The organism is Polaromonas sp. (assembly GCF_010365105.1).
Classification (GTDB): Bacteria; Pseudomonadota; Gammaproteobacteria; order Burkholderiales; family Burkholderiaceae_C; genus Polaromonas.
Genome location: NZ_JAAFGZ010000061.1, coordinates 1 through 9,326, shown reverse-complemented (window position 1 = coordinate 9,326; position 9,326 = coordinate 1). Strand labels below are relative to the sequence as shown.

The window sequence follows — 9,326 nt, the reverse complement described above, 5'->3', positions numbered from 1 at the left end:
GGGGCCTGGTGCGGCACCGCCGCCGCCGCTACCGCCACCACCAGCGCCCAGTGCCAGCAGCGGCAGCAGGCCGGCCAGCCACATGGCGCCGCCGGCGGCCGGGTGCGCATCGGCAGCACCGGCAGCGCCGCAGACGTCGGTCACGCCGGGCTCGCTGATCGGGCAGGTGTCGGCTGCCGCCACGGGGGCCGCAGCGGACAGCGGGGTGTCTGGGGTGATTTGGGCTTGCGCCAGCAGCACGGGCTCTTGGTTCTGGCCCGCCTGGGGTTCTGCCGTGCCATCGGTCTCGGGCCTGCGCAGCTTGCCCGCCAAGGCGGCGCTGCGGCCGGCGGCAGGGGCCAGGGTTTTGGCGTCGTTCAAGGGCATGCGGGACGTCGCGGCGATCGGCTTGGGGGCGGGCTGGCTCATGGCGGGTACTCGGGAAATAGGGAGACAGGTGTGACGCTGTCAGGTGTTCAAACAAAAAGGACAGAAAAGACCCGCAGGCCTTTTCTGTCCTGGCCGGAACCCGCTGCCCCGGGCAGGCGGCGCCGGCTGACAGTCATCACTTGGTCAGGGCGGTGCCCAGTTTGGTGATGCTGGAGTTCATGGCGCCGATGGCGGTGGTGGCTGCCGTCAGGCCGGCCAGCTTCACGGAGCCATTGTCTGGGTTCAGGAACCAGGCATCCTTGTTCATGGTTGCGGCGATGTTCACGCTGGCCACCAGCGGTGCCATGTTCACGGCCATGTTGAACACGTTCATGCTTTGCAGCTTGTCGGTCAGGCTGGACGACAGGGTGTCGGTGCTGCTGGTCAGGCCGGTCATGTCGAACTGGGCACTACCCGCAGCTGATGCCAGGATAGCGTTACCCTTGGTTGCCAAGCTGAGCTGGCCTGGACCAAAATCCTGCGAGGTGATGGTGGGTCCAGGACCCTGGTTGGCCAGGCCTGCGATGTTCAGCGTGGAGGCTGTCTTGTCAGACAGGGTCTGGGTCATCTTTGCGATTTCCAGCGTGGAACTGTTCATGGCACCGATCACGGTGGTGGAAAGTCCGGTCGCGGCTGCGGCGCCGACCGTGTTGGCGATGCCCGTGAGCGTCACATTCACGCCCGTGATGTTGATGCCACCGTTGATGGAAGCCAGGTTGACGGCGCCACCCAGGGCGGTGATGTCAACGGCTTTGCCGATGGTTTCTACGATAGATCCAAACCCTGCTGATGCTGGCGTCTTGAGGATGTATTGCGTGCGGCCAGCATGCAGATCAACGTCATACGGCACATAGTCTCCGTTGATCAATACAACCTTGGACTGAGCTAACTTATCGGCTGCGCTCATAGCGGTGTAGTAGGGGTCGGCTGTCGTCACATAGACGGCAGGAGTGCCCGTTAAGCGGGAAGTGGTGTTGCTGGCATTGAACAGGCTGCCCACGGAATTTGACAAAGTGGTCATCAGCCCTGTCGAGGACTCTGCCTGACCAACGGTGGCAAGGTCGACTGCGTTGCTGGCTGGAGCAACAGTTTCAGCAGGTGTACTTTGAGCGTACACAGAACCCATGCCCATCAGCGCGATGGCGGAAGCAATCGCCAGTTTTTTCATCATCATGATAATTTCTCTTTCGGTTTAGCGCACAGCCTGCCCTGTGCGTTAGAGGGGTTGAAAGACGGCAGGTCTTTATTTCTTGACAAATTGGGGTATGGCGCCGGTTTCAGCCGGCAGGCGCAGTCACGGTGCGCTCCAGCAGTTCCAGGCGGTCTTTCACATAGCCGGGCTTGCGCAGCGGCAGGCCCTGGAAGACGATGTCCAGCTCATGCATGCGCTCGGCCTGCAAGCGCCACGGCGCCAGGCCTTCAAACTTCTGCTCGACGCCGGCGGCCAGCGGGCGCGGCGTGAAGCGGCCGGCGCTGTCGGCCAGGCAGACCGTCTGGGCGCTGCGGCTGCGCAGGCGCAGGCTGTTGCCCGCCTCGGTGGCGCGCAGCGGGGTGACCTGGGCAAAGTCGCCCGGGGGGAATTTGCATGCGGGCACCCCTGCAGGTGCGCTGGCCACCAGAGCGGCAGCGGCCTGGCGTTCGCCGCCACCACCGGCGCCGTTGTAGCTGCTGTTGCCGGGCGGTGCCCCCTTGGGCGCGCGAACGCCGGGCGACAGGTTCAGCGCCTGCAGGGCGGCGTTGCTGGGCTGCGCCTGTTCGGCCGGAAAGTAAGGGGTTTGCGCCGCCGAAGCCTGCGCGTCGGCCGACTGGGCTGCAGCCGCCGGCAGGGCGGGCCCGGGCTGGACCGGCGCACGGGCGGGCGGGGTGGCGCTGGCGGCTTCGAGCACGGTGGGTTTCTTGGCGGCGGCCATGACCTGGTTTTTGGTGGCCAGCTCGGCGGCCTTGGCTTGCGCGTTCAGGTACTGCTTCAGGGTGCGGCTGCTGCGGGAGTTTTCGGTCACGCCGTCCACCACCTCGATCAGCTGCATGCAGTCGGCGTATTTTTCGGGCGGCATGACCTGGGTCAGCAGCTCGAAGGTGGCCAGGTTGAGCATCTGGCGCAGCACCAGGTTGAGCGCCTCGCGCTCCTTGCCGCCCACGTCCATGCTGATCAGCGTGTTGCCGAAAAAGCGGCCCATGCCAAAGCCGTCTTCGGTGGAGAGCACCTGCTTTTGCAGCGGTACGTTGGCCACAATGCGGCCGGTGCGGGTTTCGGTCAGCGACAGGTCCAGGCCCACCAGGATGCGGTTTTGCCGCAAGCGCGGCCCGATGCCGGCAATTTGCAGGTCAAAGCCGCTGCCGGGCAAAAAGTCCAGGCTGTTGATGCTGCCGGTCACAAAAAAGGTGCTGACCGCCTGCTGCTTGATGTCCAGCAGGCCCCACTTCACTTCGTTGTCGATGATGCGCGGGTCGCGCCGGTTGACCACCGCGGCGCCGGCCAAAAACAGCGCCGACTGCACGATGTCGCCCGCGCCCTGGGTCACGAACTTGCCCGAGCCGCCGTCGGTGACCTGTTCCTTGCCGGTGGCGTCGACCACCGAGCCGACCGAAAAGCGCAGCGCCTCGCGGTTGATGCGGCCGTCCAGGCAGGCCAGCGCGCGGTCGAAGGGCGTGATCACATCGACCACAGCAGGCCCCTTGAGCAGCGGCTCGTTGACGCTGGCCGGCACCGCAATGCCTACCCGGGTCACCGAGCAGGCACTCACCAGGCACAGCGACGCCATGCACAGGAACTGCGCTGCTTGCCGGGTGAGCCGTCGCTGCATGGGGTGGCTCAGTAGGTCTTGTTCTGCGTCGAGGAAATCAGCGTTTGCAGCTGGATCGATGCGTCCATGCTGCCGCTTGAGAGTGAATCGGCCGCCACGTTGTTGCTGTTGCCGCTGATGGTCGTGTTCATCGTGGTCATGGTGCCGATGGTGTTGCTGTTGATGTTGTTCACATTCGTCTTGCCCAGCCCGTCGTAGTAGCCGGACTCGCGCTTGGCAATCAGGTCGGCCTGCGTCATGTTGGTCTGGTGCTTTGCTGCACCGGCAAAGCCGTAGGACGTGCTCCAGTCCGAGCCGCTGGAGTCCGCCCACGCGGTGTTCCAGTGCAGTACTGCCAGCAGGAAGAGACAGAAGACTTTTTTCAAGATGCGCCTTGTCGTGAAACTTATAAAATCATCCACGTATTGGATTTTTCTGATCCTAGGGGCTTGGCTGGCCGCGACTTTTGACGGACGGCGCCAAAGCTTTGCCTGACGGATTTTTTTCTTTGTCCAGGCGCCTGTTGGCCAGGGTCTGGCGGCAGCGGCGCCGGCGGCGCGAGCACGGGGTTTTCAAGTCATGGCCCTGCGGCCGGCAGGGTCCCCGGGTCGAGCCGGGCATGACACAGGCGGCGCTGGCGCCTTGCCGGTGTTTGCGGTGCAGGACGACAAGGCCCTGGCGCAGATTCACCCGGACAGGAAAGACACCCGTCATTCCCGCGAAGGCGCACAGGCGTTAACTTGACGGATGCGCCCTAGCGCTCGCCCAGTGACTGGTCCAGCGTCTTGACCAGCGGCTTGAGCAGGTACTTCAGCACGGTGCTGCTGCCGTTCCTGACCTCTACGGTCGCCGTCATGCCGGGCTGCAGTTGCAGGCTTTCCTGCGGGCGGCGGTTGAAGCGCGGGGATTCGGTCTGCACCTGGATGCGGTAGTAGGCCGGCTCGCCCTGGCGCGTGTCTTCGCTCATGGTGTCGGCGCTGATGAAGGTGAGCCGGCCCTTCAGGCTGCCGTAGACGGTGTAGTCGTAGGCGTCGATCTTCACGTTGACTTCCTGCCCCGGGCGCAAAAAGGCGACATCGGCCGGCTTGACCCGGGCCTCGACCAGCAGGGCGTCGTCCAGCGGAACGATCTGCATCAGTTCGTCGCCGGGGCGCAGCACGCCGCCCCGGGTGGTGACGCGCACGTTCTTGACCTTGCCGCGCAGCGGCGCGGTCAGGTCGGTGTTGGCCAGCTGGTCGCGCCGCTGCAGCAGGGTCTGGCGCACGCCGGCCAGGTCTTCCTCCGTCTTGGTCAGTTCGGCCTGGCTGTCCTGCAGGTATTTGTTGCGCCGGTTGGTCATCTGGCCTTCGAGTTCGGCCACCTGGCGCTGCAGCCTCAGCACGTCGGTCATGCTGACGTCGCCGCTTTGCAGCAAGGGTTCGGTCATGTCGAGTTCGCGCCGGGCAATGGCGTGCATGCGCCTGAGCGCGGCGATTTCCTGCTCGACGGCCTCGCTGCGCTTGCGCAGCAGCGCGGTCTGGTTGGCCCGGAATTCCGGGTAGTCGCCGGTTTCAGGGCCAAAGCGCAACGGCGTGCCGAAAACTTCGGCCTGCAGCCGCGAGGCGGTCCCGCTCAGGGCGCCCAGGCGGGCCTGCGTTTCGCGAAACGAGGTTTCGGTCTTGGTGCGCTCCAGCCGGGCCAGGACCTGGCCGCGCTGCACCTCGTCGCCTTCGCGCACCAGCAGCGCGTCGAGCACGCCGCCGTCCAGCGACTGGATGACCTGCGTGCGCGAGCTGGCAATGATCTGGCCCTGGCCGCGCGTCAGCTGGTCGACCTCGGCAAATGACGCCCACAGGGTGAACAGGGCCAGCGCCAATGCGCCGCCCCAGATGCCCAGCCGCAGGCGGTTCGACACGCCCGGCGCGCCCCGGGTGGGCGCGAAAGGGGCTGGATGCTGCGCGTTGCTCATGAATGGATGACCTCGGTGGAATGCACTGCTGCCATGGCGGCCGGCGGGGGCGGGGGTGGCGCGAGCTGGCGCAGGCGGCGCAGCACTTCGTCGCGTGGCCCGTCTGCCACCACCCGGCCCTGGTCAATGACGACGATGCGGCTGAAGTGGCGCAGCAGCGCCGGCTTGTGCGTCACCACCACCAGGGTGGCGTCGGGCGGGCAGCGGCCAAACAGGCCTTCGGCAATGAACTCTTCGAGCTGCGGGTCCATGGCGGCGGTCGGTTCGTCCAGCAGCATGATGCGCGGCCGCGCCAGCACCAGCCGGGTCAGGCCGGCAAGCTGGCGCTGGCCGCCCGACAGGCCGCGCCCGCCTTCGCTGATCGGCAGCCCCAGGCCGCGCGGGTGGGCGGCAATGACGCGGTCCAGGCCGGTGAGGCGGGCGGCGGCCAGGATTTGCCCGTCGGTGGGCGCGGGCAGGCCCAGGGTCAGGTTGTCGCGCAGCGTGCCCTGGAACAGGCGCACATCCTGCGGCAGGTAGCCGATGTGCTCGCGCACAAACCCCGGCGCCAGGCTGGACATGTCCACGTCGTCGAGAAATGCGCGGCCTTCGGCCGGCCGGTACAGGCCGGACATCAGCTTGAGCAGCGTGCTCTTGCCCGAGCCGATGGCGCCCAGGACGGCCACTCGCTCACCCGGCCTGACCACCAGGCTGCCCACGTGCAGGGCCGGCGTGTCCGGGCTCCAGGCATGGCGCACGGCCTGCAGCCGCAGGTGGCCCTGGCAGTGGTCGGGCACGATGCGGCGCTCTGCCGGGTCGCTGTCGGCCGGCAGCCGCATGATCTGGTCCAGCCCTTGCAGGGCGTAGCGTGCGTGCTGCCACTGGACCACCAGGCTAGGAATCTGCGCCAGCGGGCCGAGGGCACGGCCGCTGATGAGGGTGCAGGCAATCAAGCCCCCGACGGTCAGCGTGCCGGCGCCAATCGCATACACACCGGCCGCCACCAGGCCGACATAGCCGAGCTGCTGCAGCGTCTGCGTCAGGTTGGTCGCCAGGCTGGAAAGGTCCTTGATGGCCGTTTCATCGTCGGCCAGCACCTGCGTCAACGCCTGCCAGCGCGCCAGCATCCGCCACTCGCCAGAGGCGGCCTTGACCGACTCGATGCCGTCGATCGCCTCGACCAGCAGGCCGTTCTTCTGGTTGGATTCGGCCATGTGGGCCTTGGCCCGGCGCGCCAGCGGCTTGATGAACATCAGGCCGGCCAGTATCGACAGCGGCACCATGGCCAGCGGCACCAGCGCCACCGGCCCGGCGATCAGCGCCATCACGGCGATGAAGGCCAGGGCGAACGGCGCATCGGCCAGCACGAACATGGTGGAGGCGGTAAGGAAGTTTCGCACCAGTTCGAACTGCCGGATCTGCGCGGCGAAGGTGCCCACGGTGTGCGGCCGCTGGTCCATGCGGATGGCCAGTGCATGGGAGAAAAAGACCGTCGAGAGTTCCTCGTCGATGGCCTTGCAGGCACGCTCGATCAGCCTGGCGCGCAGGTGCCGCATGCCCAGCTCTAGCCCGATGGCCAGCAGCACGCCCAGCGTCATGACCCACAGCGTGGCATAGCCCATGGTGGGCACCACCCGGTCGTACACCTGCATCGAGTAAAACGACGAGGCCAGCGCGACGGCATTGATGGTGAGCGTGGCCACGGCCCCGTCGATGAACAGCATGCGCCGCCTGGCGATGGCGTGGCGAAACCAGTCGCCGGCCGAGCGCGGCCTGCCGTCCCCGGTACCGGCCGTGCGCTGGTTCACGGCCTGCAGGTCGGCCTGCAGGGCCAGCAGCCTGCCCTGGCGGGCCTCGGCGTCTGGTATTTCAAGGGCTTCGCCCTGCAAGCCGATGCAGCACATCACGCCGCCGGACAGGGCGCCTTGCACGACATGCAGGGTGTGCTGCCCGCCGTGCGGGTCGGCCGGTCCTATCCAGAGGGCCGGCGTGTCGCCGGGTGCCGGCGGCCAGGCAAACTCCCGGACCCCGCCGGCCGGGAAACAGGCCATCCACAGCGCGCCCGCGCGGCTGGCCAGTGAAAGCGCCGACAAGGGCTGCGCATCGGGCGCGGGCGACGCCGCCGCTGCGAAGCGGTGCGAGGGTACGGCCTGCCCCTGCAACGCGGCCAGGCGTGACAGCGCCCGCGACAGGGTTGCGCCGGGCGCTTCGGCGCTGTCGGCCTGCGCCTGGCCGTCAAGGTGTTGGGTCATTTGCATCAGTCCAGGGGGTTGCAGGCAATGTGTCTGCACTTAGCTGGCCGGTGGCCAGCTGCAGCTTGAGCGCGGTGCGCCAGCCGCTCCATTCGGCGTCAGCCAGTGCCTGGCGGGCCTGGGTCAGTTCGCGCTGGGCGTTCAGCACCTCAATCCAGTTCTTGCGCCCCACGGCGTACTGGCGCGTGAAGGAGTCAAACACCTGCGCCGTCGCCGCGACCTGTGCGCGCAGGTCCAGGGCTTGTGCCTCGAAGGCCTGCAGTTCGGACCAGCTGGCGCTGACCTCGTCGGTCACGTCGCGCAGCGCAGACGCGCGCTCGGCCTCCAGCGCCAGGCGCCGGGATTCGGCTTCCCGGATGGCCGCCAGGCTGGCCAGTCCGGCGCCGCTCTGGTATTCCAGCATCAGATAGGTCTGGTTGCCCTGCTGGTAGCCGCCCCGGGTCTGGTCGTGGCGCAGCTTGACCGTTGGCAGTGCCTGCCCGCGCTTGATGCGGATGCCGGCTTCAGCGCTGTCTTCCTGTGCTGACAGGCGGCGCAGCACGGGCGAAAAGGCCACGGCGGCACGGCTGGCCTCTGCCAGCGACGCCGGGCGGGGCTGGCGGGCAGGCTGCGGTTCGATGTCGCCGACCGGCTGGCCGATGATTTCGCCCAGCCTGGCCCGGGCGCGGGCGCCCTGGGCCTGCAGCTGGCTGAGTTCGGCACGCGCCTGGGACAGGCGTGCGCTGGCCAGCAGGCCGTCGCTGCTTGAGGTGATCTGGTTTTCGATCCGGTTCAGGATCATGCGGTGCAGCCGTTCGTGCTCCGTCACGTTGGCGCGCGCGGCCTGCTGGCCGGCTTCGAAGCGGCCCAGTTCGGCATAGGCGCCGGCTGCCCGCAGCATGATGTCCTGCTGCGACTCGGCCACCCCGGCCAGGGCGCCACGCAGCGCGGCATCGGCGCCGGCGATTTCAGCCGTGATCCGGCCGCCGGTCCACAGCGGCTGCTCGATACGCACCGTCACATAGTCCTTGCCGTAGGCGTCCTTGCCGGTCTGCCCGCTCAGGGCCGGAAAGCGCCCCCAGCGGGCGCCGTCCAGCGCCTCGGCGGCTGCGTCGCGCTGGCGCTGGCGCAGGGTCACCGAGGGGTGCTGGGTGACGGCCAGGCGCAGGGCTTCGCTCAGGCGCAGCATTTCTGCATTTGCGGCGGTCGCCCACATCAACAGGCCCAGGCCAGAGGCGATCAAGCCGCGCTGGGCTGCATCCAGATTCACCTGCATGGGCACCCCACTGTCGCCAGGACTCGACCCCTTTGTCGCCTGCCCCTTGCCCGTGTGCCGGCCAATCGTTGAATTGTTTTCAAATCGGACACTCAGTCATAAAGCCCTTGAGCTTCGCACCTTGTTTGGCGCAAAGCTTTGGACGACGGATGGATATCTTTGGCGCACGGAATATTCTGCGCAGCATTGCGCTTTGTCGGAGGTTTTGTTGCCATAAAAATAGCGGCTGGCGCAGATGCAGCCTGGGCTAGCGCCCTGTTTAGCCCCTCAAGGCCGAGGCGGCGGATTGAGCGTGACGCCTGGAATCAGAATGGCGCCGGTGACGGCATCAACCTCCACCCCCAGGTCCTTGCGCCAGTCGGCGGCGGCCGGGCCGGGCCGCATGCATTCGGCGCCGCTGCTGGCCGCGTCGCAGTTGGCCGAGGTGGGCAGCGGCTTGGCGGGCTTAGGCGCCGTGCCCGGTTGCACCCGGGCGGACTGCAGGGATTGGCGGGCTGGTGATTTGCTGGCGGGCTGTGCAGGCGTCTGGAGCTGGCTGGCAGCGGCTGGCGGCTGGGCTGGCAGGCCAATGGAGGCGCTGGCCGGCAAGCTCCTGACCTGGTCGATCCCCAGCGCAGACGATGCTTGCCGAGAGGGCGGCGCAGGCGCCGCGGGCAGTGCCGCCATCAGCTTGCCGGTGGTGCCCAGCGCTGCCGCCGGCA

General features: G+C 67.5%; 6 protein-coding genes and 2 pseudogenes. All 8 read right to left on the bottom strand.

From position 1 onward, the window contains the following. A pseudogene (locus GZ092_RS20990) lies at nucleotides 1-408 on the bottom strand (hypothetical protein); the annotation flags it as partial. Between the two features lie 136 nt (nucleotides 409-544). After that, on the bottom strand, nucleotides 545-1,582 hold the full coding sequence (locus GZ092_RS20985; protein ID WP_293639256.1) for a hypothetical protein: 1,038 nt from the start codon (nucleotides 1,580-1,582) through the stop codon (nucleotides 545-547). Between the two features lie 103 nt (nucleotides 1,583-1,685). Next, nucleotides 1,686-3,212, bottom strand: coding sequence for a CsgG/HfaB family protein (locus GZ092_RS20980; RefSeq protein WP_293639255.1), 1,527 nt, complete (start codon nucleotides 3,210-3,212; stop codon nucleotides 1,686-1,688). Nucleotides 3,213-3,220: 8 nt separating this feature from the next. After that, a complete protein-coding gene (locus GZ092_RS20975; RefSeq protein WP_293639254.1) occupies nucleotides 3,221-3,577 on the bottom strand; it encodes a hypothetical protein in 357 nt (118 codons plus the stop codon). Nucleotides 3,578-3,945: 368 nt separating this feature from the next. Next, nucleotides 3,946-5,139: an HlyD family efflux transporter periplasmic adaptor subunit gene (locus tag GZ092_RS20970; protein ID WP_293639253.1), complete on the bottom strand. Its 1,194-nt coding sequence runs from the start codon at nucleotides 5,137-5,139 to the stop codon at nucleotides 3,946-3,948. After that, nucleotides 5,136-7,370 carry an ATP-binding cassette domain-containing protein gene (locus GZ092_RS20965; RefSeq protein ID WP_293639251.1) on the bottom strand — a complete coding sequence of 745 codons (2,235 nt, stop codon included), beginning with the start codon at nucleotides 7,368-7,370 and terminating at the stop codon, nucleotides 5,136-5,138. Before GZ092_RS20965 ends, GZ092_RS20970 begins: the two co-directional genes overlap by 4 nt. Next, complete coding sequence (locus GZ092_RS20960) at nucleotides 7,354-8,625, bottom strand: TolC family protein (RefSeq protein WP_293639249.1); 1,272 nt, start codon at nucleotides 8,623-8,625, stop codon at nucleotides 7,354-7,356. Before GZ092_RS20960 ends, GZ092_RS20965 begins: the two co-directional genes overlap by 17 nt. 267 nt (nucleotides 8,626-8,892) lie before the next feature. Next, nucleotides 8,893-9,326: pseudogene (locus tag GZ092_RS20955) on the bottom strand (hypothetical protein); the annotation flags it as partial.